The 24,333-nt window shown below is 40.4% G+C and carries 22 protein-coding genes and 1 tRNA gene; 10 read left to right on the top strand and 13 right to left on the bottom strand.

What is annotated here, in order from left to right:
- Positions 1–558: 558 nt before the first annotated feature.
- The gene (locus H9631_RS20020; RefSeq protein WP_160708936.1) at positions 559–1,440 is read right to left on the bottom strand and encodes a DMT family transporter; all 882 of its coding nucleotides are present in this window, start codon (positions 1,438–1,440) and stop codon (positions 559–561) included.
- Positions 1,441–1,542: 102 nt separating this feature from the next.
- On the opposite strand from H9631_RS20020, the gene H9631_RS20015 reads away from it, so the two are divergent.
- Positions 1,543–2,235 (top strand): MgtC/SapB family protein, encoded by a 693-nt coding sequence (locus tag H9631_RS20015; RefSeq protein WP_160708934.1) that lies wholly within the window; start codon positions 1,543–1,545, stop codon positions 2,233–2,235.
- Between the two features lie 56 nt (positions 2,236–2,291).
- Here H9631_RS20015 and H9631_RS20010 read toward each other — a convergent pair whose 3' ends face one another.
- Positions 2,292–2,468 (bottom strand): hypothetical protein, encoded by a 177-nt coding sequence (locus H9631_RS20010; RefSeq protein ID WP_160708932.1) that lies wholly within the window; start codon positions 2,466–2,468, stop codon positions 2,292–2,294.
- A gap of 378 nt (positions 2,469–2,846) precedes the next feature.
- On the opposite strand from H9631_RS20010, the gene H9631_RS20005 reads away from it, so the two are divergent.
- Both H9631_RS20005 and H9631_RS20000 read left to right on the top strand, forming a co-directional pair.
- A tRNA-Ala gene (locus tag H9631_RS20005) sits at positions 2,847–2,919 on the top strand.
- A gap of 115 nt (positions 2,920–3,034) precedes the next feature.
- Positions 3,035–3,394: a carboxymuconolactone decarboxylase family protein gene (locus H9631_RS20000; RefSeq protein WP_160708930.1), complete on the top strand. Its 360-nt coding sequence runs from the start codon at positions 3,035–3,037 to the stop codon at positions 3,392–3,394.
- A 315-nt stretch (positions 3,395–3,709) separates the two neighbouring features.
- Here the strand turns inward: H9631_RS20000 and H9631_RS19995 are convergent, their stop codons facing one another.
- The 4 genes from H9631_RS19995 to H9631_RS19980 form a co-directional block, all read right to left on the bottom strand.
- On the bottom strand, positions 3,710–5,371 hold the full coding sequence (locus H9631_RS19995) for an SLC13 family permease (RefSeq protein WP_160708928.1): 1,662 nt from the start codon (positions 5,369–5,371) through the stop codon (positions 3,710–3,712).
- Between the two features lie 135 nt (positions 5,372–5,506).
- A complete protein-coding gene (locus tag H9631_RS19990; RefSeq protein ID WP_018709236.1) occupies positions 5,507–6,226 on the bottom strand; it encodes a response regulator in 720 nt (239 codons plus the stop codon).
- The gene (gene dcuS, locus H9631_RS19985; protein WP_160708926.1) at positions 6,223–7,824 is read right to left on the bottom strand and encodes a DcuS/MalK family sensor histidine kinase; all 1,602 of its coding nucleotides are present in this window, start codon (positions 7,822–7,824) and stop codon (positions 6,223–6,225) included. Before dcuS ends, H9631_RS19990 begins: the two co-directional genes overlap by 4 nt.
- 156 nt (positions 7,825–7,980) lie before the next feature.
- Positions 7,981–8,703, bottom strand: coding sequence for a TerC family protein (locus tag H9631_RS19980; protein ID WP_160708924.1), 723 nt, complete (start codon positions 8,701–8,703; stop codon positions 7,981–7,983).
- Positions 8,704–8,847: 144 nt separating this feature from the next.
- Here H9631_RS19980 and H9631_RS19975 point away from each other — a divergent pair, with 144 nt between their 5' ends.
- The gene (locus H9631_RS19975) at positions 8,848–9,360 is read left to right on the top strand and encodes a DUF3231 family protein (protein WP_018709233.1); all 513 of its coding nucleotides are present in this window, start codon (positions 8,848–8,850) and stop codon (positions 9,358–9,360) included.
- 196 nt (positions 9,361–9,556) lie between these two features.
- On the opposite strand, the gene H9631_RS19970 is transcribed toward H9631_RS19975, so the two are convergent.
- The 3 genes from H9631_RS19970 to H9631_RS19960 are packed head-to-tail and all read right to left on the bottom strand — an operon-like array spanning position 9,557 to position 12,452.
- On the bottom strand, positions 9,557–10,252 hold the full coding sequence (locus tag H9631_RS19970) for an acyltransferase (RefSeq protein ID WP_160708922.1): 696 nt from the start codon (positions 10,250–10,252) through the stop codon (positions 9,557–9,559).
- Positions 10,249–11,349, bottom strand: coding sequence for a Gfo/Idh/MocA family protein (locus H9631_RS19965; protein WP_160708920.1), 1,101 nt, complete (start codon positions 11,347–11,349; stop codon positions 10,249–10,251). Before H9631_RS19965 ends, H9631_RS19970 begins: the two co-directional genes overlap by 4 nt.
- The gene (locus H9631_RS19960; protein WP_160708918.1) at positions 11,346–12,452 is read right to left on the bottom strand and encodes a DegT/DnrJ/EryC1/StrS family aminotransferase; all 1,107 of its coding nucleotides are present in this window, start codon (positions 12,450–12,452) and stop codon (positions 11,346–11,348) included. The genes H9631_RS19965 and H9631_RS19960 overlap by 4 nt, the downstream gene beginning before the upstream one ends.
- A 266-nt stretch (positions 12,453–12,718) precedes the next feature.
- On the opposite strand from H9631_RS19960, the gene H9631_RS19955 reads away from it, so the two are divergent.
- The 6 genes from H9631_RS19955 to H9631_RS19930 all read left to right on the top strand — a co-directional run bounded on the left by H9631_RS19955 (position 12,719) and on the right by H9631_RS19930 (position 19,987).
- A complete protein-coding gene (locus tag H9631_RS19955) occupies positions 12,719–14,119 on the top strand; it encodes a nucleotide sugar dehydrogenase (RefSeq protein ID WP_318246840.1) in 1,401 nt (466 codons plus the stop codon).
- A gap of 113 nt (positions 14,120–14,232) precedes the next feature.
- Positions 14,233–15,216, top strand: coding sequence for a glycosyltransferase (locus H9631_RS19950; protein ID WP_018709227.1), 984 nt, complete (start codon positions 14,233–14,235; stop codon positions 15,214–15,216).
- Between the two features lie 209 nt (positions 15,217–15,425).
- On the top strand, positions 15,426–16,703 hold the full coding sequence (locus tag H9631_RS19945) for an NTTRR-F1 domain (protein WP_191815927.1): 1,278 nt from the start codon (positions 15,426–15,428) through the stop codon (positions 16,701–16,703).
- Positions 16,704–16,878: 175 nt separating this feature from the next.
- Positions 16,879–17,964, top strand: a complete 1,086-nt coding sequence (locus tag H9631_RS19940; protein WP_160708914.1) for a glycosyltransferase — start codon at positions 16,879–16,881, stop codon at positions 17,962–17,964.
- Positions 17,965–18,348: 384 nt separating this feature from the next.
- Complete coding sequence (locus H9631_RS19935; protein WP_160708912.1) at positions 18,349–18,771, top strand: hypothetical protein; 423 nt, start codon at positions 18,349–18,351, stop codon at positions 18,769–18,771.
- Positions 18,772–19,282: 511 nt separating this feature from the next.
- Entirely contained in the window at positions 19,283–19,987 is a 705-nt protein-coding gene (locus tag H9631_RS19930) for a hypothetical protein (RefSeq protein WP_154654489.1), read from the top strand.
- Positions 19,988–20,031: 44 nt separating this feature from the next.
- Here H9631_RS19930 and H9631_RS19925 read toward each other — a convergent pair whose 3' ends face one another.
- The 4 genes from H9631_RS19925 to yugI all read right to left on the bottom strand — a co-directional run bounded on the left by H9631_RS19925 (position 20,032) and on the right by yugI (position 24,094).
- The gene (locus H9631_RS19925) at positions 20,032–20,436 is read right to left on the bottom strand and encodes a YugN-like family protein (protein WP_018707628.1); all 405 of its coding nucleotides are present in this window, start codon (positions 20,434–20,436) and stop codon (positions 20,032–20,034) included.
- Between the two features lie 113 nt (positions 20,437–20,549).
- A complete protein-coding gene (locus tag H9631_RS19920) occupies positions 20,550–21,794 on the bottom strand; it encodes a Glu/Leu/Phe/Val family dehydrogenase (protein ID WP_018707629.1) in 1,245 nt (414 codons plus the stop codon).
- A gap of 46 nt (positions 21,795–21,840) precedes the next feature.
- Entirely contained in the window at positions 21,841–23,031 is a 1,191-nt protein-coding gene (locus H9631_RS19915) for an ornithine--oxo-acid transaminase (protein WP_160705841.1), read from the bottom strand.
- Between the two features lie 667 nt (positions 23,032–23,698).
- The gene (yugI, locus tag H9631_RS19910) at positions 23,699–24,094 is read right to left on the bottom strand and encodes a S1 domain-containing post-transcriptional regulator GSP13 (RefSeq protein ID WP_120116869.1); all 396 of its coding nucleotides are present in this window, start codon (positions 24,092–24,094) and stop codon (positions 23,699–23,701) included.
- Positions 24,095–24,333 lie beyond the last annotated feature (239 nt).

The following is a 24,333-nucleotide window of genomic DNA, read 5'->3' as shown; positions in this document are numbered from 1 at the left end:
AGCTGGCAATGGTTTAAAACCATTGTTACATCAAATTATTGACGTTCGTTTCGTTCAGTTTTCAAAGATCAAACTTGAAGTTACTCTCTCGAGCGACTCTTCTATTTTATCACGTTCGTTTTTGATTGTCAACAACTTTTTTTAAGTTGTTTTTCTCAACCTCTTTCGAAGCGACTTTTATAGAATAACATCTGTCCTGGAATCTGTCAACAACTTTTTTCAAGTTGTTTTAATGACGTTTAACTTCTTCTCTATCGGACAGATAATAATATATCACAGCATTTTAGAAGATGCAATAGTTTTTTAAAAAATATCTTTTCATCTTCCTCAGAATCTGCACATAAATATAATAGCAAACATCTATTTAATTGGGAAGGTGATTATCATTTTAACTAGCATTGCTCTCACTATTTCTTTCTTAATGGCTCTTTATCTATTTTCCTATTCATATATCGAGGCGTTGCGAATTAGCAACTCAGATGAAAAAGTTGAAGCAGGGACTTTCATTTTCATGTCCTGTATGGCATTTGTTTTTTCTGGCTTTACTTATATGTTCATTTAAAGATCATCCTCTTTTTCTTTACGGATAAATAGTGAGACACCAAAGATGATGATCATACCGCCTGCTATTTGGGTCAAGTAGACTTTTTCCCCAAGAAAGATATATGCAAGGATGGTGGCACCGACCGGCTCAAATAATATAGCCATCGAAATGACTGTTGTACTGATCCATTTTAAAGCCCAATTAAACACCGAGTGTCCAAGCAGGTTAGGTAGAATGGCCAGCGATAAAAAATAGATCCATTCTGATGGAGGATAAGGATAGAGTTGCCCCTGTGTCATGAATACGTATACCAGTAAGACAAATGCACTGAATAAATAGACGAAAAATGTATATGTCATCAACGAAAGCCTCTGCCTAATCATTTGGCCGATCAACAAGTAGGCAGTAATAAGAGCGCAGGCTGCCAATGCCAGCATATCTCCAAACAAGGCGCTGCCGCTTATATGAAAGTCTCCCCAACTGATAATGATACTCCCGATGACGGCAATACCAGCGGAAGCGATCGCTTTGAAAGAAAATCTCTCTTTAAAGAATATAAACGCACCAAAGAACGCAAATAGCGGCTGCAATGTTACAAGGACAGTCGAACTTGCAACGGATGTGTATTCAAGCGATTCAAACCAAAGGATAAAATGAAATGAAAGAAAAATTCCAGCCAACGCTGAATAGAGCCAGTCTTTTTTTGATATTCCCTTAAGTTCTTTCGTATATTTTGGAAAAAAGACAGGCGCCATGATCAAAATCGAGAACAACATTCGATAAAAAGCAATCACTCCAGCTTCAGCCGCAGACAGCTTGACGAAGATGGCGGAAGTTGAAATGGAGATGACGGCTAGGATAACGGCTCCATGTGGATTGATTTTCGGTGTTTCCATTTAATATCTTTCCTTTATAGGTTGCTTATACAATATAATAAAGTAAATTAATCATTTTTTTCATTTCCAAATCAATTCATATAAAAGACAGGAGAGATGATAATGGAAATGATGGATATGGAATTGCTTATAAAATTATGTATATCTGCAGCCCTTGGATTAGTGATCGGGCTGGAGAGAGAATTAAAAAGAAAACCCCTCGGTCTAAAAACCAGTCTTGTCATTTCAATCATAAGTTGTCTTTTAACAATTGTCTCTATTGAATCAGCTTATCTCTTTCCTGGAAGCGATGAAGTCAGGATTCAAATGGATCCGCTCCGTCTTGCCGCGCAAATTGTGTCAGGAATCGGTTTTCTGGGGGCTGGCGTCATATTGAGACGCGGGAATGACCATATATCCGGACTAACGACAGCTGCCATGATATGGGGAGCTGCTGGGATCGGAATAGCTGTGGGAGCCGGCTTTTATATCGAAGCCTTTGCAGGGGTTGTGCTTCTTATTATCAGTGTGGAGTTTATCCCTTTTGCTCTAACAAAAATAGGGCCGAAAAAACTTTTAAAAAGAGACCTTCTCATTAAGATAACAGTAAATGAAAGGGAAAGTGTGGAGCATGTGCTTTTAAATTTGAAAAAAGAGAAAATCCAAATTACTCACATGCGGATTAAAGACTTGAGGGAAAAGTCTGCTCACTTATTGGAGTTAAAGACACGAGTCAACGCAAAGAGATCCGTGACAAATATTTATTATACGATCTCCCATATGAAAGATGTTCAAGAAATAGAGATAATCAGCTAGTTATTTCTCAATCCTTAACATCGGTACACATGATCTCTTCATAGAACTTTGATATATTATGCAGTATCCGCCAGTAAAAACCTATAGTTTTCAGCAGTTGCTCCAACAAGACCGAGGAGTTTTATATGAGATGCACAGTGAGAACCGGATATGTTCATTTGATAATCATGAAAGTAATAGGCAGTTAAAGTATTATGGAGAGAGTATGGTGATTTCATGAAAATCCTAAACATTTTCGTTACTTCTATAATTACTGCAATGTTTTTGTTTAGCTTTGTTACTCCGTTCATAGTACTTTTTATTTTTACTTATTTCCTACCTGAAGCGGGAACTCCAGCTTTGATACCGAAGGAAGAAGCACCTTTCCCGATACGCTGGTTGATTCCCTAAGCACCTTTAAAAATAATGATACCCCAACAGTACCGGAATAAAAGGATAAATACCAAATTAAATCTAGATTCCCCGCTAAGTTCAATCAATTGATTTGCTTTTTCATAGAAACCAGAACTCCCCGATGTTTAAAATTGCTATCCAGTAATATAAATAATTTGTTAAAATTTCTCTTGCATTTTTAATAAAAGTTTATATAATAGAATATGTGTTCAATTAACGGGGCATTAGCTCAGCTGGGAGAGCGCTTGCATGGCATGCAAGAGGTCAGCGGTTCGATCCCGCTATGCTCCATCTGACGTAACCCTGCATCTTTTTTCAGAAGATGCAGGGTTTTTTTGTTGTCATAAATATTTCGTATGAACTTCACTCCAATAAGTCATACTATTCTCCGAAAGGAGATTAAGTCATGGAAGAGCAAAGTTTTACAGAAGCTGCGTTACAGGAATATAAAAATGGCATTGGAGTTTTCACCAAGAAAATGCCTAAATTAGCCGAAGCCTATAATCAATTCACACAGGCATGTTTTGAGGAAGGGATGCTATCACAAAAAGAAAAACAGATGATTGCACTCGGAATAAGCCTATATGCTCAAGACGAATATTGTATTATCTACCACACCAAGGGATGTCTCGATCAAGGATGCACCGAAGAAGAGATACTGGAAACGGTTGGTGTGGCTGCCGCTTTCGGAGGCGGGGCGGCAATGAGCCAGGCTGTAACGCTTGTTCAACAGGCAATGGAAGAGTTAAAAGAATCCCCCCATTAGACACGTATGTATTAAAGTACAAGTACTTGTTTATCGAAGTACAGGTTTAAATTCCTTTTAACTTATTTTAGGACGCTCCAGCTTGGATGGTCTCGTATGTTAATTTTTCGGGTTGACGTGTACAGTTTTTGCTATGATGCTCGCCGAAGCTCCTTAAATACGATGGTCGGAAGAGGGTATTGTCCGAAGACCTGTTAGTCGGGGCTGAAACTAGGCGCTCCATTAAAAATAAGTGATTTATCACCAGAAAATGAATTCCCTTTACTACAAAAATAAGCTGTCCTGCAAAAGAGGACAGCTTTTTCGAATACATTTTTATTTAAATGCCGCAGGATATACGGTTAAATCCACTCCCCATAAAACAGGCAGAACCAGAAAAACAACTGCGACAATTAAAATCAAAACGAATATATTGACCCAAAAACCAGCCCTGATCATTTCTATGATCTTTAATTTCCCGGTTCCAAACATGATTGCATTCGGCGGTGTTCCGACAGGCATCATAAATGCACAATTTGCCGCCATAGCTGCGGGAACCATCAGGGCATAGGGATGAACATTGATTGCCAGGGCAAGCGAAGCTAAAACAGGCAGAATCATTGTAGCTGTCGCAGTATTAGATGTAAATTCTGTCAAACCAAGTACAAGGGCCGTCGAAAGGAGAATGATCAGTATGAAATGGACTCCTTGCAGAACAGTCAATTGGGTTCCCATCCATTCGGCGAGACCGGTCTCAATAAAACCTCCGGCTATGGATAATCCCCCTCCAAATAATAACAATATACCCCATGGGATTTCTTTTGCGCTGTCCCATTCAAGTAGGCGCCCTTTCCCTTTTCGGGTTGGAATCAAAAAGAGTATAACTGCAGCAAGAATAGCAATTAATGTATCTGAAAGTGTGGTGATCCCAATGAGATTTTCCCACAGGAATGTTCTGGATATCCACATGAACGCTGCGAAAAGAAACACGAGCAACACCATTGTTTCTTCAAAAGTCATTTTACCCAACGATGTTTTTTCCTTCTCAATCAGATCTTTCCCACCCGGCAGTTCTTTCATCTTGACAGGAAAAGCAACCTTGATGATATAAAACCAAGTCGAAATGATCATGATGATAACAACCGGCGTTGCAAACATCATCCAGTCCGCAAAAGAAATTTGCACATCAAAAAGCTTGTTGATTGTTGCGGCCAAAATGATATTAGGAGGAGTTCCGATCAGCGTACCAAGACCACCAATCGTTCCAGCATAACCAATCGCCAAAATGACGCCCTTCTCGAAGTTTCGGTAATCATCCGGGTCTGTCTTGCTTGTCCCCTTCATAGCCGCAGCAGCCTGGTACACAATAGCGGTTCCAATGGGTATCATCATCATGACCGCAGCAGTATTGGAGACCCACATCGATAAAAACCCTGTTGCAATCATGAAACCCAACACAATTCTTTGTACATTTGTTCCGATAAGTGAAATGATTGTCAATGCAATCCGCTTATGCAGATTCCATTTCTCCATGGCGATGGCAATAAAGAAACCGCCTAAAAATAAAAAGATGATCGGGTCCCCATATGAAGCGGTTACATCAGACCCGTCCATGGCCCCCGTCATTGGCAGCAAGATAATCGGAAGCAATGAAGCAGCCGGGATTGGAATGGCTTCGGTAACCCACCATGTTGCTACCCATAATGTAACAGCAAGCACTGACTTGCCTTCGGCACTCAATCCTTCAGGTGCAAAAAATAATTGAGTCAGAATAAATAATAATGGTCCTAAAATCAAACCAATTTTTTGCGGCATTCTATAGGAGCCGGGCCCTTTACCGTCCCCTTTTTGCTGATCAGCCCTTACATTTTGTTCTGTTTTTCTTTTATATTTATCGTCAGTTTTTTTTCTGGGCATTGCAAACATCAATAGATCTTTGGTTTGCTGATGTAATTTCCACAGAGTCTCCCATGCTGATCGTATATGTAGTCTTTCCATCGTCACCGTCCCCCTTATCACATTAATTAAAAAAAAGCGTTTTCATTGATACCAGGACCATATTACATGCAATTTTACCAATAATGAAGTCTGTTAAATTAATTTAAAAGTTATGTAAGTAAAGTAAATGAATGTTCATCTAATGTACTGATTGATCACTTCCATATTTTCTTTTCTCAGGCAATACTTGTTTGCAGGACGCCCTTTTGTTCCATACTCTACCCTTTTTTCCAAAAATTGAATCTCCGATAAAAAACTTAAATACTTTCCCATGGAAACCCTTGATATTCCCACTTCTCCTGCAAGCTCATCCGTTGAGAAAAAATGATCATTCTTTTTTAAGATCCTTTTTGTTATCTTCTCCAATGTCGCTTTCGTTAACCCTTTCGGAATATCAGCCGAGCCTGGAGTGCTTCCTTCCCTTTTGAATAACTGATCGATTTCTGCCTGCTGTAGCTTCTCCTTCTGCTCATTTAACAATTGCTTATTTTTCTTATATTTTATTAATGAATCAGAAAATCGACCAAATTCAAACGGCTTGATTAAATAATCGACGACTCCCAGATGCAAGGCCGACTGAATGATATCAATATCGTTGGCAGCAGTAATGATAATGACATCTATCTCCTCTCTTTTCGCTCTGATTTGAGATAACAGTTCCACCCCAAGTTCACCGGGCATGTAAATGTCCAACAGCAATAGGTCAATATTGTTGTTTTCCAGCATTTTCAATGCTTCCTTGACATTTGATGCAATTCCGGAACATGTAAATCCAGACACAGCTTCTAAATATTTTTTGTTTATTTCTGCGACCATCGGGTCATCTTCAACGATTAAAACATTGATCAAAATCATTCACCTTCTTCTATATAGGGAAACTTCACTATGAATAAAGTGCCTGTTGCTTCATCGGATTCAAAATTGATTGTGCCACCAAGCATCCGGACACTTTGCTGAACATTAAATAATCCAAATCCTTTATTGGGACCTTTAGTGGACTCCGCTTTTTGAAAAATATTGCTCCTTATTCTCTCATGGATTCCTTTTCCATTATCTTTTACCTTAATGGTGCAGGTCGCTCCATCATAATTAATACTGACCGCAACATGTTTTTCGGCATTTACCTTTACGGCATCAAACGCATTGTCTATTAAGTTGCCCAAAATTGTAATCATATGGTGGGCTGTATTTGGATCGGCCGCCACCGGCAAAGGAAAGTTTGATGACAACGTCAGCTTGACTTGATTTTCCCTTGCATAACTTCCTTTACTCAGCAAAAAGCCCGCTATTACAGGATCCTTCACAATCTTAGACACAGACCCGGTTTCTGATTGATAAAGCTTTGTTTGTTTCCTCAAATATTTTTCCAGCCCGTCATATTCCTTGAGGTGTACCATCCCAGTGATGACATGCAGTACATTCATAAATTCATGCGTTTGGGCGCGCAAGGCATCTGCATAAGTGCGAACCCCTGTAAGTTGCTCAGCTAACGCCTTGATCTCAGATTTATCCCTAAATGTAGAAATGGCTCCTACAATCTGCCCGTTCACTTTCACCGGCACCCTGTTAACAAGTATAGGCAGACCGTTGATATCACTTTCCTGGTCGTATTCAGGCTTGTCAGACTGCAAAATTCTTATCAACCGGCTGACTGGCAGATACTCATCAACCTTTTTCCCTACCGGATCAGATGGGAGGCCTGCTTTTTGAAAAATCCTTACCGCTTCTGCGTTGGCCACCACAATGGTGTGTTTTGGATTCACAGCAATGATCCCTTCCCTGACCGATTCGAGCATTGCGTTTCTTTCCTCCAGTAAATTGGCAATTCTGTACGGTTCAAGCCCAAATAAAACTCGATTGATTCTTCTTGCCAAGTAAACAGCGCCCATGACGCCCATTAATATCCCGACACCCATTCCGGCATAAATGACATACTGACTTCTTCTAACTGCTTCTTTAACATTTTTAAGGGAAATCCCAACTGAAACAGCTCCGATCTGCTCCCCTTCATCATCGTAAACAGGGTGGAATGCACGAAGGGAGAGGCCTAGTGTTCCTTCGGCTATAGATGTATATTTGTTTCCTTTTAAGGCAGGAATTTCATCTCCACCAACGAATGGCTTCCCAACCAATTCAGCGTTCGGGTGGGTCTTCCTATTTCCATCCATGTCCATCACAACGATAAAAAGTATGTCTGTATCCTGCCTGATTTTCTTTGTGAAATTTTGAGCATCCTTGTTTTGTGCTTTTCCTTCTAAAGTTTCTTTAATGAGTGGAACTTCACTGACCGTCTGCGCAATTCCCATCGCTTTTTCCGACTGGTGCGATTCAATATTATGGGCAGTCGCATTAGCCAAAAGGAACCCTGTTGCTGATAGAGCAGCAATAACTACGGTAACCACAAAAATGATAATGACGTTTTGTAGTGATATATATCTTTTGCCGAAGTTCATGATTTCCTCCGCTTTACACTGACATTTACCGCCTCGTATGATTATCATTTCGCACAATAATCATGTCTTTTTCACAATTGCTGATACTAATGTTCGAATTGTGCATACTACTTTTCCATTGAAAAGGCCGGCATGACGCCGGCCGCTTTTGTTCTATTAAGTAGAATGCCTTACTTTCTCTTTGGCTTGTCCTCGTTTGTTTACAAGATATCCTGCCAGCAGAATGAATACGGTGATTCCACCGGTAACGGTATAAGCCTCTAACTTATTGGATATATCCGTTATGCTTTGGATGTATTCGTCCCTTAAGATCATCTCCCCGGCTGTCCAGGCCAAGATACCCGAACCAATATAAGCGATCCAGCCAAATCTATCCATGGCTTTCACAATAAAAACCGACCCGTATATCATAACGGGGATACTAATTGCCACTCCAATGGCCACCATTACGATGTGTCCATTTGCTGCCCCCGCAACTGCCACAACATTGTCCAGGCTCATGACAACATCTGCCAAGATGATGGTACCCACCGCTTTAAGAAAAGAGTTATGAGCCGAAATAGCTGTTGCATCTTCCCCGCCACCGATAAGCACTTTGAAAGCAATCCAAAGGAGGAGCATCCCCCCTACAAGGTCAACAAAAGGAATTTTTAACAGCCAGACAATGAGCACGGCAAATAAGATTCTTAAACCCACTGCACCTGCAGTTCCCCAAACAATCGCTTTATTGCGCAATTCCTTGGGAAGATTCCTTGTCGCCATGGCAATGACAACGGCATTATCTCCCGAAAGGACTATATCAATTGCAATGATTTTCAATAGAGCAATCATTGCCGCTGAAGAAATCGTGATACCAAATATAGTAGCAGCCATATCCATATAGCTTCCTTCTTTCCATAAGATACTTAATTATATCATAGGCTTTGGACGGAATTAAATCTAACATCAACAACCGTATATCTTTTCTTCCTATCCATAAACTATTAACCGTTAAAGAAAACATTTGGAAAGCGAGGAAATACTATGGGCATCTTGAGTGGAATTCCCAAAAATGAACCGATGCATTACGGAGAGGTTTTTGCCATTTGGACTGCATATTCCAGCTGTAAAACAATGGCTGCGGAGTATCAAACACTTCTTAACCATGCCGGAGATGGAGAGTTGCAAGAGCTCCTGAAAGAGGCCATCGAAATATCACAGAATGACAGCAGGGAATTAGAGGTTTATTTAAAAGAGAATGGTGTCTACCTTCCTCCAGCACCTCCGGAACGGCCGAAAGCAGACTTAGAGGACATACCGGCAGGAGCCAAATTTTACGACCAGGAAATCGGAGCCAAACTGACACTTGATATTACTGCAGGCTTGGTCGCTTGTAGTCAGGCAATGGGAATGTCCATCAGGGAGGACATCGCGATGACATTTGGCCAAATGCATGTAAAAAAAGCACAGTTGGGCTTAAAAGTTTTACGGTTAAATAAGGAAAAGGGATGGCTTATCCCGCCTCCTTTACATTTAGCTGTACCTGAGAAAGAGTAATTATCCATGAAGGCAGGGCTATCGCCTTGCCTCTGGCTTGTAAGCAGGATTTTTTTCCTCTGTGCCATTTTCGAACCTTCCCTTCAGCATCCCTAATGGATTTAATATCGGGCTGATTTCCACTAAAGATGACGACAACTACAAATAAAATACCCCCCGTTGAATTCCAGGGAGTATGGATCAAAGCAGTCATTAGTCATCTGTGGATTGGTCTAGCAGGGTTGCCAACGACTACTTCATTTGGTTTTACATCTTTTGTAACAACTGCTCCTGCACCAACTGTTGCTTTTTCCCCAATGATTATACCGGGCAAAATAGATGCATTGTTCCCTATTTTCGCCCCTTTCCTCAGAATAGGACCTTTCAACTCTCCATTTCGAGTGCCAATATATTTATCATTCGATGTGGAGAGGCATGGTCCAATAAAAACGTAATCTTCAATCACCATATAGGCTGTAACATATGAACTTGTTTGAATTGTGGCATATTGACCGATTTGGGTATTGTTTTCGACCATTACATTCCTGCCAACAATACTATTATTTCCAATTGTAACTTTTTCTCTGATAGCAGCGAGATCACCAATCAAAACACCATCCATAATAGTGGTTCCCCGATATATAACACATTGACTACCGATTTTCACATCATCGCCGATAACCAATGAGGATAAATATTTGGGAGGCTTTCTTGCCATTTTCTTGTTTGCTACAGGGGTTTGACCCAATACAGAGTGATCATTAATGGTAACATTGTTGCCAATTCGGGAATCTTCCTTTATGACAACATGATGGCCGATTGTGACATTATCACCAATCACGGCATTCCTTTCAATGATGACATACTCGCCTATTTTTACATTGGATCCCATCTTTACCGTTCTATCAATCATTTTTCATCCTCCTGGGATTCTTCTCTCAGGATACTCTTATCGTCTTTCATGTCAATTGTGGAAAAATACTCCACAGGAACCGACACAGGTTGCTTCCTCTTACTTGATTCATACAAAGCAAAAATAGCTTCCAAAGCCTTTTTCCCTTCCTTTGCTGACAGGGCATTTGGTGTTTTTTTCGAGATAACATCAAAAAAACTTCTGTACATCCAGTAGTGATCATCCGATTTATCACTAATTTTCTTCAATTCCTCCCCAATATGTGGGAAACCTTCGATATAGCAATGATGGATCTCATTGAAACCCGGTCCTCCAATACAGATAGAGCCTTTTTGGGCAAAAACAGACAAATAGTATCCTTGATTCTTAGGCTTTGTAATGGTGTTTGCTTCAATGAATCCTTTTGCCTTATTTTTAAATGAAATGACCCCACAGGCAATATCTTCAGTTTCCTTTTCTGTTACCCATGAGGCAATTTCCCCATAAACAGATTGAATATCACCCAATAGCCAAATCAATAAGTCAATAAGGTGGATCCCTTGATTCACAAGCATGCCGCCATCACTTTCCCAGGTTCCTTTCCAGTTTGAGGACTTGTAGTAATCCAAGGAACGATGAAGTCTCAATGAAACAGTTCCCATATAAGGTACTCCCAATAGACCTTCTTTCAATATTTCTTTCATTTTTTTCATCAAAGGGCGGTGACGGAGCTGATGACATATAAAAACCTCTTTCTTGAGATCATCTGCCAATTGAATGACTTCATTCGCCTCTTGCATCGACAAAGCCAGCGGTTTTTCAACAATGACATGCTTCCCATGCTTTAACGCCTCTTTAGTCATTGTGGAATGCAAACTGGAGATAACGGATATGATGACAACATCAATCCGCCTGTCCATCAGCAGATCTTGATACTTTTCATAAAAAGAAATCGCACAATCACTCTTTCGCTCTTTTTGATACAAGGCCGCAGTTTCCTTCATTTTCTCAAGTTCAATATCACAGACAGCAATTAGTGAAAATCCTCTGATCCTGGATAATGTTTGAACATGTTTATGCGCAATATAACCGCAGCCGATCAGTCCAACCCGAATCATTGCCCGCTCACCTCAAAATTTCTCAAAGCGGATATGACTTGATCCTGCTCTTCTATTGTCATGGTTGGAAATAGTGGAATGGCAAATAATCTGTCTGACAATAATTCTGCATTGGGGAAATCCCCTTTTCTATACCCAAGGGACGCATATGCTTCTTGCAGATGAATACAGCGTGGATAATAAATCCCTGTTTGAATCTCGGCTTCATTTAAACAGTCGATCATTTCTTTTCTATATTCAGATTGAACACAAAACAAGTGATACACATGAGTGGTATGCTCTATTGCAGGTGGCATTGTCAGACATACTGTATCTTTTAATTCTTTCAAATATCGTTTGGCTAATACTCTTCTTTTTTCATTCCAGCTATCAATGTATTCAAGACAAATCAATAGAATGGCCGCATGAAGTTCATCAAGACGACTGTTATAACCAATCTCACTATGAAAATATTTCTGTGTACTTCCATGTGCCCTTAGTGCCCTAATTCTTTTCGCCGCTTTTTTATCAGAAGTTACAATAACTCCCCCGTCACCTATTGTCGATAAGTTTTTTGTTGGAAAAAAAGAAAAACAAGCTGCATTTCCCAAGCTCCCTACTTCTTTTCCTTTATACTTTGCTCCAAATGCCTGACAAGCATCCTCGATGACAACAAGACCATGCTCTGCTGCAATTGAATTGATTTCATCCATGGCAGCAGGCTGCCCAAATAGATGGACCGGCAAGATGGCCTTAGTAGCAGATGTAATTTTTTCATTTATTTTTAACGGATCGATATTAAATGTCTCATCAATGTCGACAAAAACAGGAGTGGCTCCTACTCTAGAAACTGCCTCCGCTGTGGCAAAAAATGAAAATGGCGTTGTAATGACTTCATCACCCATTCCAATTCCATACGAGTGAAGGGTAAGCACTAGAGCGTCCGTTCCATTCGCAACCGCAATAGCATCAGAAACTCCCAAACGCCCCGCAATTTCATTCTCAAGTTCGGTGACATGCGGCCCTAAGATATACTTGCCACTCACTAAAACTTCGTTTATTTTATTTATGATTTTATCTTGAATAAAGGTTAACTGGCCTTTCGGATCTGTAATTGGGATCATATCCCATCCTCCCATGCTCTTAGTTTTCTTTCCTCCTCTTGGTTAATTTACTCCTTACTTTCTTGCAACAACACGGCTCTACTCCATATATATAAAAATGTGCCACTGTTGATGACCGTGGTGCTTATTCCTAAACCAGCCATACAAATAACAGAAATAAACGAGATATCTACGATTGTGGGGTCGCCTTTTTTTCTATTAAAGCTTGGCACCTCACATCCATGTTGCATATATAGTTAATAATTTCTTTGAAAGGAACATTAATAGTGGAAACTCGACTAGATATGCATCATTCAAAATTCAAAAAAGAGGTAGAACAAGGCAGACAAAGTGAGAGTATTGGTCAAGCGTGCTCCCCTCATTCGGATATAGATAATGAAAAGGATCAACACATGGAGAATAAACAAAAAGTGGGTGTGGTTGGCCTTGGTTATGTAGGACTTCCTGTAGCAATCGGATTTTCGGAAAAATACAGCGTGGTTGGATTTGATATCGATAAACAGAAAATTGACTTTTTAAACAGTCATGTAGACCCAACGGGACAAATCTCAAGTGAAAAATTAAGAGAAGCTGCCATCGAATTTGTCCACGAAGAACGTAAACTGAAGGATTGCAATTATATCATTGTGGCGGTTCCAACTCCCATCACTACTACAAAAGATCCAGACTTATCCTATCTTAAAGATGCTTCAGCCATTATCGGGAGAAACCTTGCTCCGCAAACAATCGTCGTTTATGAATCAACTGTATTTCCTGGAGCTACAGAAGAAGTTTGCATCCCCATTTTAGAAGAGTACTCCAAGTTAAATTCTGGAATTGATTTCTTTGTCGGCTATTCCCCGGAAAGAATTAATCCCGGAGACAAGGAGCATACTTTTAAGACGATTCCTAAGGTCATATCTGGCCAAAACAAATATGCGTTAGAAAAGATATATGAACTTTATAATGAAGTAATTGACGCAAACATTTATAAAGCTCCATCCATTAAAATTGCAGAGGCTTCAAAAATTGTTGAAAACACCCAACGGGATATCAATATAGCTTTCATGAATGAACTCTCTCTGATATTTGACAGATTAAACATTGATACTTATGACGTTCTTGCTGCATCAAAAACAAAGTGGAACTTTATCCCCTTATCTCCAGGCTTGGTCGGTGGGCATTGTATCGGAGTAGATACCTACTATTTAATCCACAAAGCAAAATTGGAAGGGTATTACCCGAGCTTACTTTGTGAAGCTAGGAAAACCAATGATTTTATGCCCGAATACATCATCCAATCTTTAATGCAGTTAATGATATCGGAAAAACTGACTGTGCAAGAAACCTTAATCACGATTTTAGGTATCACCTTTAAAGAGAATATTCCTGATCTAAGGAATTCCAAATCTTTGGAGATGGTTCGAAAACTTCAAGATCTTGGTCTCTCACTGCAAGTTTGCGATCCGAATGTTTCCAATGATCAACTGAAAGATACCGATATTCAGTTAAAATCATTCAACCGACTTGAAAAATCAAACATTGTTATTTTAGCAGTACCCCATAAGGAATTTAAAACGGCTGATTTAAATGCCTTATTTAAAAAGAATAATGGAATTTTAATGGATCTAAAGGGAGTTGTTCCTAAAGATGCCCTCTGCAAAAACATCCAGGTTTGGAGGCTATGATGGCAAGGGAATACATCCCCTTTATTTTTTTCATTTTATAGAGACTAAACACAAATGAGGGCTTTTTGCCATACAGATAACTATTATGAAAAGAGTTAAAGGTGGTAAGGATCATGAATAAGAGATCCAAAATTCTGGTGCTTGTAAAACCCTTTTGGGTTTATCCTAAACATAAAGTAAAGAGAGACATATTTGAGGCCCTTGAAAAATATGCTGATATCTATTATTGGTATAAAAATGGCCATATAAAAGATATTTTAAGGGTATTAAATATCAAACCTGATTTTATTTTTCATTACGATATCGCCTGGAATTTTATCATGTCTCCAAAAATTGAAGGTTTAGCCGATATAGACATTCCAACCGGCTGCTTTGTCATCGACCTTCATTGGCAGGCAGATGCAAGGATTCAATATTTCCAAGAAAACAAAATTGATCTCATTTTTTCTGCCACGAAATATCCATTTCTTAATACGTTCCCTCAATTCAGTGATAAATTCCGCTGGCTGCCTTGGTCTGTAAATCCCGCAATTATGAAAGATTATGGATTAGAAAAGGATATTGATCTATTGCTTATGGGATTAGTATACATCGATAATAACGCACATGGCATTCATAAGTTTCCAAAAGCTATGCCGCCAAAAGGAAGGTATGAATTCAGAGACACTGTTTTCTCAAAGATGAAAGATAAGCCGGGTTTTGTCTATCATCCCCATCCTGGACATCTTGCTAGTCAATCCGATCAGTTAATCGTGAATGAAAGTTTTGCAAAAGAACTTAACCGATCTAAAATTTTTTTCACATGTGGCGGACGCCTTAAAATGGGCAAGGTAGCTGTTCTAAAGTTCTTTGAGGCACCTGCCTGCAAAACGTTGCTTTTAGCTGAACCGAACGATGATATTTATGACTTGGGATTCGTTGACAAACAAAACTTTGTAGCGTGTACCGTTAATGATTTTGAGGAAAAAGCGGAATATTATCTAACCAATGACCAAGAACGATTAAGAATTACAGAAAACGGGTTTCAATTTATCCATCAGCACCACACCCATGACGAACGCGCAAAACAAATGCTGAGAGACATAAATGCATTATAACATTCGTAATTCTTTTCTTCTTTTCGTATCTGTTGAGAACCAACACTTTTCATGAGTCTACAGTCCTCAATCTATCATTATACTAATATCCTCCCAATTAATTGTGTATTTATTCTAGCTAAACCGCCTGAACAAGCATTATTCCCTCACATAGTATATTGAGAGTTCAATCAGAAGGTTGAACTACTTTCTCAAAAGGAGGGGATACCTTGTCTGTTACTAACTTAATTAACAACGGAGGATTCGAGACCGGAACTTTGGGAGGTTGGACAGCCAATAATACGTCAATTACAACCTCTCATACCCATACGGGTCAATATGCTGCTGTGTTTAATCAGGGATTCGTAGCATCCTCCCTCACACAAACTGTACCAATAAGTCCAAATCAAAGTTATTTATTGAAAGTTTCTTTGGCCTCACAGGGCTCTAATCAGATTATCCTGCGCGTTATTTATTTAAATGAAAATAACGTAGAAGTTGGAACAGGGTTGGATATTAACGTTCCGTTCGGTCAGTTATTTCCAGTTTCCATTTACGAAAATTGGAAGGAAATCTACCAAGTGACTGAACCTGCGCCATCTACAGCGACAAAAGCAAGAGTTGAAATTATTAAACCAGGTAATTTGAGTGCTATGTTTAGAGTAGTAATTGATGATGTAGTTTTATTAGAGTTTGAAGGATCAGATGGTGTTCCTGGACCTACGGGGCCTGCCGGACCTACTGGGCCTGCCGGACCTACGGGACCTGCCGGCGCTGACGGAGCTACAGGACCTGCTGGACCTACGGGACCTGCCGGCGCTGACGGAGCTACAGGACCTGCTGGACCTACAGGACCTGCCGGACCTGCTGGACCTACGGGGCCTGCCGGACCTACGGGACCTGCCGGCGCTGACGGAGCTACAGGGCCTGCTGGACCTACAGGGCCTGCTGGACCTACTGGACCTGCCGGCGCTGACGGAGCTACAGGACCTGCTGGACCTACAGGACCTGCCGGACCTACGGGACCTGCCGGACCTACAGGGCCTGCCGGACCTACGGGACCTGCCGGCGCTGACGGAGCTACAGGACCTGCTGGACCTACAGGGCCTGCTGGCGCTGACGGAGCTACAGGACCTGCCGGACCTACGGGACCTGCCGGACCTGCTGGACCTACGGGACCTGCTGGCGCTGACGGAGCTACAGGACCTGCTGGACCTACTGGACCTGCTGGCGCTGACGGAGCTACAGGACCTACGGGACCTGCTGGACCTGCTGGACCTACAGGACCTGCCGGCGCTGACGGAGCTACAGGACCTGCCGGACCTACGGGACCTGCCGGCGCTGACGGAGCTACCGGACCTGCTGGACCTACAGGACCTGCCGGACCTACGGGACCTGCCGGCGCTGACGGAGCTACAGGACCTGCCGGACCTACAGGGCCTGCCGGAGCTACCGGACCTGCTGGACCTACAGGGCCTGCTGGACCTACGGGGCCTGCCGGACCTTAAGGTAGATATAGACTACAAAACTGAATTGTTGGGGGTTGTTCATGATCGTGTAACGTTCATACTTTAGATTTGTATATTTTTTGGTACCACACCTCTTCCCCCAGGGATATGATATGAAGATACTCCTTTGAGTATCTTCTTTTTTGCAAAATTAAAAGTGACTGGAGGAAAGAACATGAATACCATTAGTTTATGTATGATAGTAAAAAATGAAGAAGATGTACTTGAAAGATGTCTTGATTCCGTTAAGGATCTAGTTGATGAGATTAATATTGTGGATACAGGGTCAACGGACAAAACTGTAGAAATCGCAAAGAAATACACGGATCGTGTATTTTTCTTCGAATGGACAGGAAAATTTAAAGATGCAAGGAACGAATCCTTTAGACATGCAACCAAGGATTATATATTTTATCTGGATGCAGATGATGTACTCATGGAAGAAGATCGACAAAAGTTTAAATTACTGAAAGAGACTTTGGCTCCTGATGTTGATTCTGTTTCAATGTTTTACAATGCGGGGATTGATGAATATGGCAACATCACATTACGCTATAGGAGAAATCGACTTTTAAAACGAAGCAAACATTTTCAATGGCAAGGAGATGTTCATAATTACATTGAAGTATCAGGGAATGTTCTAAATTCCGATATATCCGTCACCCATTTAAAAAACAGCCATTCAGTTGGCAGGAATCTCACCATTTATAAAAACAAGATTGAAAATGGCGATACATTTACAGTAAGAGATCACTTTTATTACGGAAATGAACTGCGGGAAAATGGTCATTATAAAGAAGCCATTGATCGCTACTCCAAGGTAATTAATATAGAAGAAGGATGGATTGAAGACAAAGTGTATGCCTGCATCTTCCAGGCAGATTGCTATCGTCATTTAGGAGATACAGAAAAGGAATTATCATCTTTATTTTCCTCTTTCAGGTTCTCCAAGACTCCACGGCCAGAGACAGCCTGCCGAATTGGTTACAATTTTCAACAAAAAAGAGATTATAAAGCAGCTATATTTTGGTATGAATTAGCTACTGAACTGAATGTTGATCCGAACAAATGGAGCTTTACTTATCCCGCCTATCAAACTTGGTATCCACACCTGCAGCTATGTGTATGCTATTACCATATAAAGGAATTAAAAAAATCTTATGAACATAATGAAAAAGCCCGAGAATATCGCCCAAATGATGAAAGAATCCTGTTTAATAAACAAATGCTTGAACAGAAATTGGAATCGAATCCAAGATAAACCGTTAAGCTTCAATCAATCCGGTTTACATTTACTTTTTTCCTCCTTTGGCTAGTTTTCACCTAAATAGTCAATGAAAGCAATATGTTACATGGATTGTAAAGATAAATATGTTTTGTCTTATAAACAGATCAGTGTCCTATTTGATTGTACTAAATTCCTTCCACTCAACCATCCCAACCGTATAGAGGAAAGTATTAGATTTTCTCGTTCCCTTTGCACAGTTCTTTTCCCCTTCTTTAGGTAAGACTATATTCTCTTGTCTTTTAATATTTTAGTATGGAAATGTTTGTTTATAATAGGTAGTTTGGCCAATCAACTTTTCCCCATCAATCATATGCTATGAACTAAAGACCAATTACCTAATACCTAGGAGGGATTATTTTGTTGCAAGAAGAACAAGTGAATGAAAAGCTCGATGGAACATGCAGTTGCTCAACAGGCTATTTCGAGCAACAGCCTTGTTGTGATTTATGTTTTTTAAGTGAAGTCAAAGAAGACTTTTATTGTCCCGAACACCAGATTGATTCAGAGTATGGTTATGATGAAGATGATGATTCATCGGAAAACTACCCACATGAAAAACGATCCCATGATCACCATAGCTGCGCATGCGGAATCTTTAGAGATTTTGTAGAGAATGTACCTGTCGAAATATCTACTTCCAAAGATAAAAATATCCCATTATATTTTAAATCAATCGATCTTGATGAGTGCCGTGTTTCATTCTTTGACCCCGCCAGCGAGAGAATCATTTCAACGGATTGCCGAAATATCACGAGCATCCGATATAATAAATATGAATAGTTTAAGATTTTTTCGAAGGGACATATGGCTTTTACAAAAAAAGGTCATAGCCCTTCGTTTTTTTTCAAAAAGTGACTTTTAAATACTTTACTCTTCAAACGAATTTCCATTATGCCCAGTCTTGAAAATGAACTATGATGATGAACGTTCTTTTTTAAAAAATTAAGGACGATGACTTTTTTAATAACAGCGTAATTTGTCCAAGCAATTCGTTAGGATATACTCAAACACCTCTAAATAAATTGTATACATGTCTTATCTATTTAAAATAATTTGGTTTTTTATAGGGATTCGTGAAATAGTATCTGAATCCGATATATATAACCTGGAATAGACAATTCCCTATTAAGGGACAAGAGCCTTTTTTCAAAACCATGGTAATTGTCCAACCATTTTCGTTATAGATTCAATACAATATATCGTAATCAACACTAAATAGGTTCAAAACAGGTTGTTAATCTATTTAGTGGTTGTGCATGATTAAAAAATCAAAAGAAAGGATGGACAATATATGAGGTTTGATGAATTCTGGTGCAAAGATGATGACTATCATATCTCATCATGCGACAGATGCGGATCCATGGATTCTCCTTGCAGATGCAGCAGAAAACCGCGTTACCCGGATCATGAAGTCCTAGTGAATAAGGTCATTTGTTCAAAACAAGTTCAAAAAGTAGCGGAAGCAACTATTCCTTTGTCGGCTTTAGGAATTGTAATAGGGCCTGGGGAACCCCTTCCACTTATTACTTTAACACCGGATCTGGAAGGTATCGTTCAAAACAGGACTGTTTTAAGGGATGAAGTTCTCAATGTCGGTTATGTACCAGCGAATATTACTGTAGCCGGCATCGCTTTACCTATATCTGTAAGTCTCCCATTCCAGGAGCATACTCCATGTCCTGGTGCATGTCCGGAAGACTATTTGGCGGAATCACAGCTAGAGGTTGACAGCATCATTATCCAACCAATACCGTTGGCATCTATTGGTGGCGTAGTAGGAGTAGCATCCGCCCTGTTTAAAGTCGTTATGCGTACAACGTTGACTGTAACTAGACCAATGATAGGCAGAATAAACCAACAAGACTTGTCAAACTTAACTGATGTTAATAATTACCGCTGTGATAACGGAACGCCCCGTACGATACGATTCCCATTGAATGGAACTAGCACTCCAGCTACTCCTCCACCTGCAGGGCCTGCTGCAGAAACAGAATAGTTTGAGCAAAACAGCGGACTTTTAAAGTCCGCTGTTTTGGATTTTTAACCTTGAAGAGCAACTTCAAGATTCTTTATAAGTTCATGCCCCTTTGCAATATATTTGTCATCCACGGAACCGTCCGGATCTTCAGGTTCAGCAAACTGATTGAAAGAAGCAGTCATGTTTCCCGGATCGGGCCCATCGTCAATCCCTTCTTGATATACGTGGTTCAGTATAAAAGGCTTGCCAAGTTCAACAACTGCCCCTTTCTGATCCAGTTGGCCGTCAACGGCAGTGAAAGGAACACGTAAAAATTGATACCCCTCATCGTTTGCCATTTTGTAATCAAAAAATCCCCGATCATAATCCCAGTTGCCACCAATGGTATAGCCCCGCGGTTTTAACAGTTGCTCAAGCTTATGTAAATTAAAGCGCCTTCCTTCAATAGAGGATTCGATCTGAATCATTGCTCTCACTCCCATGGTATATTTAAAATTATTGTTCCTAAGAGGGGTGGGGGTTATACAAAAAACTGCCGGTACAGATGTATCGGCAGTTTCTATTCATTAGTTCTTTATTTTTATACCCATCCTCTAAAGCGGGATGCTTCAGCAACATTACGCAATCCGAGCATATATGCAGCTAAGCGCATATTGACTCTTCTGCTTTGAGAAAGGTTGTAAACATTATTAAACGATTCAACTAATTTTTCCCTTAGTCTTTCATTCACTTCTTCTTCCGTCCAGTAGTAGCCCTGATTATTTTGGACCCACTCGAAATAAGAAACTGTAACCCCGCCGGCACTTGCAAGTACATCCGGCACAAGCAGGATTCCACGCTCAGTCAAAATTTTCGTTGCCTCCTCCGTCGTCGGGCCATTGGCAGCCTCGACAACAATGGATGCCTTGATGTTTGGAGCATTTTCTCCCGTGATTTGGTTGGCAACTGCTGCCGGAACGATAATATCACAATCAAGTTCGAATAATTCTTTATTGGAGATTGTATTTTCAAATAAAGTGGTCACTGTACCAAAACTGTCTCTTCTGTCAAGGAGGTAATCAATATCCAATCCATCAGGGTCGTGCAAAGCTCCGTAAGCATCAGAGATACCAACAATTTTCGCACCCGCATCATAGAGGAATTTGGATAGAAAGCTACCTGCATTACCGAAGCCCTGAATGACAATTCTTGCATCTTTCAAATCGATGCCGCGTTTCTTTGCAGCTTCTTCAATACAAATGGTTACACCTTGGGCGGTTGCTTTTTCCCTTCCTTGCGATCCGCCAAGTACAATCGGCTTGCCTGTAATGAAGCCGGGAGAATCATTTTCACGGAGACGGCTGTACTCATCCATCATCCAAGCCATGATCTGGGAGTTTGTATATACATCCGGTGCCGGGATGTCTTTAGTCGGGCCTACAACCTGACTTATTGCACGAACGTATTCACGGCTGAGGCGTTCAATTTCGCCCATTGACATTGTGCGCGGGTCGCATATGATTCCACCCTTTCCACCACCATACGGAAGATTTACAATCCCACATTTAATGGTCATCCATAAGGACATCGCTTTTACTTCTTCCTCCGTCACTTCGGGATGATAGCGAACTCCACCTTTTGTGGGACCGACAGAATCATTGTGCTGCGCACGGAAGCCGGTAAAAACTTTGACTGACCCGTCATCCATTTTCACGGGTATTCTGACAGTAAGCATACGAATCGGCTCTTTCAATAATTCATACATTTCCTCGCCAAATCCAAGCTTGTTAAGGCTTTCTTTTATGACCTCTTGTGTTGATGTAAATAAGTTCAGATTTTCTGCCATCGTTTTTTCTCGCCTCTTTGTTTTGTAATCAACTAACATTATAACACTAGGACAGAACTTTTTTAATACGTTCCAGCGCCCAATCGACTTCTTCCCGGGTTATGACCAGCGGAGGTGCAAACCGAATGACATTCTCATGGGTTTCTTTGCACAATAGACCTTCATCTTTCAGCGACTCGCAATATTTTCGGGCTCCCTCATGCAATTCTACTCCGATAAACAACCCTCTCCCTCTGATTTCTTTAATTATGGGATTATCAATCTCTTTTAATTTTGACACAAAATAGTCACCAAGTTCAAGTGAATGGTCAGAAAGATTTTCATTTTCAATTACTTCGAGTGCTGCAAGCGAAACTGCACAGGCTAACGGATTTCCTCCGAATGTAGATCCATGTGAGCCAGGATTGAATATACCAAGTATATTTTCATCGGCGCATACGCACGAAATCGGGAATACCCCTCCTCCAAGCGCTTTTCCTAGAATATATATATCCGGCTCAATACCTTCCCAGTCACAGGCAAACATTTTTCCGGATCTTCCAAGTCCCGCCTGTATTTCATCCGCTATGAAGAGCACATTATGTTCCTTGCAGATATCATTGGCAGCTTTTAAAAATCCTTCCGGTGGAATCACTACTCCAGCCTCACCCTGGATGGGTTCTATTAAAAACGCAGCAGTATTTGGCGTAATGGCCTTCTTCAAAGCTTCCAAATCTCCGTAAGGAACCAGCTTGATCCCCGGTAACAGAGGAGCAAATCCACGTTGGTATTCCTTTTCAGAAGAAAGGGAGACTGCTGTCATCGTTCTGCCATGAAAATTCCCTTCACAAGCGATGATCTCCGCTTGGTTATCAGGTATTCCTTTAACATCATAGGCCCAACGACGTGCCGCTTTAAAAGCCGTTTCCACTGCCTCTGCACCAGTATTCATCGGTAGTGCCATTTTTTTGTTAGTCAGCTTTGTAATTTTTTCGTACCATCGTCCCAGCTGATCATTGTGAAAAGCTCTCGAAGTCAATGTGACCTTATCCGCCTGGTCCTTTAAAGCCTGAATTATTTTGGGATGTCGATGTCCTTGATTGACTGCCGAATAAGCACTCAGCATATCCATGTACCGATTGCCTTCCGGATCATGGACCCACACACCTTTCGCATCCGATATGACAATTGGCAAGGGATGATAATTCCGTGCTCCGTATTTTTCAGTCTGCTCAATAATCTGATCTGTTTTCTTCATGATCTCAACCCCTTAAAAATATTAAGAAAAACACAAGCATAAGACGATTCCTAAGAAAGCAGCTTGGAAACAACTTGATCCTTTCCAGCGTTAGGCCTTAGACCTGAACAAAGCACATACGTATTATTTATTAAAAACTCTTAAGTGAAAGCCCAACTGTATACTCTCTCGATAACAAATTTCAATTCTGATTTTTTCCATGTTTCAGAAGTTGTAGGAGTACTTTCCATAGCCTTATGGCTAGTTCCCTGGCAGCTTTTGTACATGTCACACAACATTTTTTCTGTCCGCCAAGTTGACAAAGATAATTTTATCAACAGTCGTCTTTCAATTTTCCCTGATTACAAGAAGATTAAAACCCGTAAAAAATCAAATTATTCCCTCTCTATAATTATTTTATTAGGTTGCCTAATAGCTTGAGATATAATCGCAGGAATTAATGTTAGACTCTTACACATATAAGGATGAAGAAAGTGATGGTATTTTTCAAGCTGTTTTGATCGTTAATTTTAAAAATTTCAAAAGTTTTTTGATAAAGATTTACTGGGCCCAAGGCTCAAAGGTGTTACATCAAGCCGAGCATAGCAAAATATAATTTTCCTAAGCCTTGCTCATTTATCCACAAAAAAGCTGAATCCCTATTGGAACTCAGCTCGCTTAGAATTTGTTATTTTTTAATTAAATCATCACGCTCAGATTTATCAATCCACTCTTGCAACTTGTCTTTTAGTGTATTGAATCCTTCCTGATCCACTTCGTCAAGCTTGACGCTTCCCTGCCGGCGCGCGCGCGGCTTCTTTGTTGCTTCTGCAGGAGGTTCCTCTTGCAATGCTCTGATAGAAAGGCTGATTTTTCCTTGCTCTTCGTTGATTTGAAGGACTTTTACTTTCACTTCATCCCCGACAGAAAGCACATCATTAATGTCTTTGACAAATCCGTGTTTAATCTCTGAAATATGGACAAGGCCTTGAGTCTCCTCGTCGAGCGCTACAAATGCCCCATACGGTTGAATGCCTGTCACCTTTCCGGTCAGTAGGTCACCTTGTTTATACTTTACAGTCATGAAAACACTCCCAATGTATATTTGATTTTCTCCTATGAACGCAATTGAAAATATTAACATAAAACAAAAAAAAAAGCAAAAATTGACTATATCGTCTACTATCCCCAAATTGAACAGGATCAAATGCGCCTTGACGTATTTGCGCCCAGATTTTATCGAACTCCGCTCGATAAATTTTGTATGAAAATTATTTCCGCTAGAAAGCAATACTTAAGTAAGCCCTCTATTCCTATTTTTTA

The organism is Bacillus norwichensis (genome assembly GCF_014836955.1).
GTDB classification, from domain to species: domain Bacteria; phylum Bacillota; class Bacilli; order Bacillales; family Bacillaceae_C; genus Siminovitchia; species Siminovitchia norwichensis.
This window is presented reverse-complemented; position numbering and strand designations above follow the sequence as displayed.

Excerpts from the sequence above, each read along its gene's own strand:
- H9631_RS19970 (WP_160708922.1), bottom strand. The coding sequence starts at position 10,252 with ATGATTGATAGAACGGTAAAGATGGGATCCAATGTAAAAATAGGCGAG.
- H9631_RS20020 (WP_160708936.1), bottom strand. The coding sequence starts at position 1,440 with ATGGAAACACCGAAAATCAATCCACATGGAGCCGTTATCCTAGCCGTC.
- dcuS (WP_160708926.1), bottom strand. The coding sequence starts at position 7,824 with ATGAACTTCGGCAAAAGATATATATCACTACAAAACGTCATTATCATT.
- H9631_RS19995 (WP_160708928.1), bottom strand. The coding sequence starts at position 5,371 with ATGGAAAGACTACATATACGATCAGCATGGGAGACTCTGTGGAAATTA.
- H9631_RS19925 (WP_018707628.1), bottom strand. The coding sequence starts at position 20,436 with ATGATTCAGATCGAATCCTCTATTGAAGGAAGGCGCTTTAATTTACAT.
- H9631_RS20010 (WP_160708932.1), bottom strand. The coding sequence starts at position 2,468 with ATGTTTAGGATTTTCATGAAATCACCATACTCTCTCCATAATACTTTA.
- H9631_RS20015 (WP_160708934.1), top strand. The coding sequence starts at position 1,543 with ATGGAAATGATGGATATGGAATTGCTTATAAAATTATGTATATCTGCA.
- H9631_RS19915 (WP_160705841.1), bottom strand. The coding sequence starts at position 23,031 with ATGAAGAAAACAGATCAGATTATTGAGCAGACTGAAAAATACGGAGCA.
- H9631_RS19940 (WP_160708914.1), top strand. The coding sequence starts at position 16,879 with ATGAATACCATTAGTTTATGTATGATAGTAAAAAATGAAGAAGATGTA.
- H9631_RS19950 (WP_018709227.1), top strand. The coding sequence starts at position 14,233 with ATGAATAAGAGATCCAAAATTCTGGTGCTTGTAAAACCCTTTTGGGTT.
- H9631_RS19990 (WP_018709236.1), bottom strand. The coding sequence starts at position 6,226 with ATGATTTTGATCAATGTTTTAATCGTTGAAGATGACCCGATGGTCGCA.
- H9631_RS19920 (WP_018707629.1), bottom strand. The coding sequence starts at position 21,794 with ATGGCAGAAAATCTGAACTTATTTACATCAACACAAGAGGTCATAAAA.
- yugI (WP_120116869.1), bottom strand. The coding sequence starts at position 24,094 with ATGACTGTAAAGTATAAACAAGGTGACCTACTGACCGGAAAGGTGACA.
- H9631_RS19965 (WP_160708920.1), bottom strand. The coding sequence starts at position 11,349 with ATGATTCGGGTTGGACTGATCGGCTGCGGTTATATTGCGCATAAACAT.
- H9631_RS19960 (WP_160708918.1), bottom strand. The coding sequence starts at position 12,452 with ATGATCCCAATTACAGATCCGAAAGGCCAGTTAACCTTTATTCAAGAT.
- H9631_RS20000 (WP_160708930.1), top strand. The coding sequence starts at position 3,035 with ATGGAAGAGCAAAGTTTTACAGAAGCTGCGTTACAGGAATATAAAAAT.
- H9631_RS19980 (WP_160708924.1), bottom strand. The coding sequence starts at position 8,703 with ATGGATATGGCTGCTACTATATTTGGTATCACGATTTCTTCAGCGGCA.
- H9631_RS19975 (WP_018709233.1), top strand. The coding sequence starts at position 8,848 with ATGGGCATCTTGAGTGGAATTCCCAAAAATGAACCGATGCATTACGGA.
- H9631_RS19930 (WP_154654489.1), top strand. The coding sequence starts at position 19,283 with ATGAGGTTTGATGAATTCTGGTGCAAAGATGATGACTATCATATCTCA.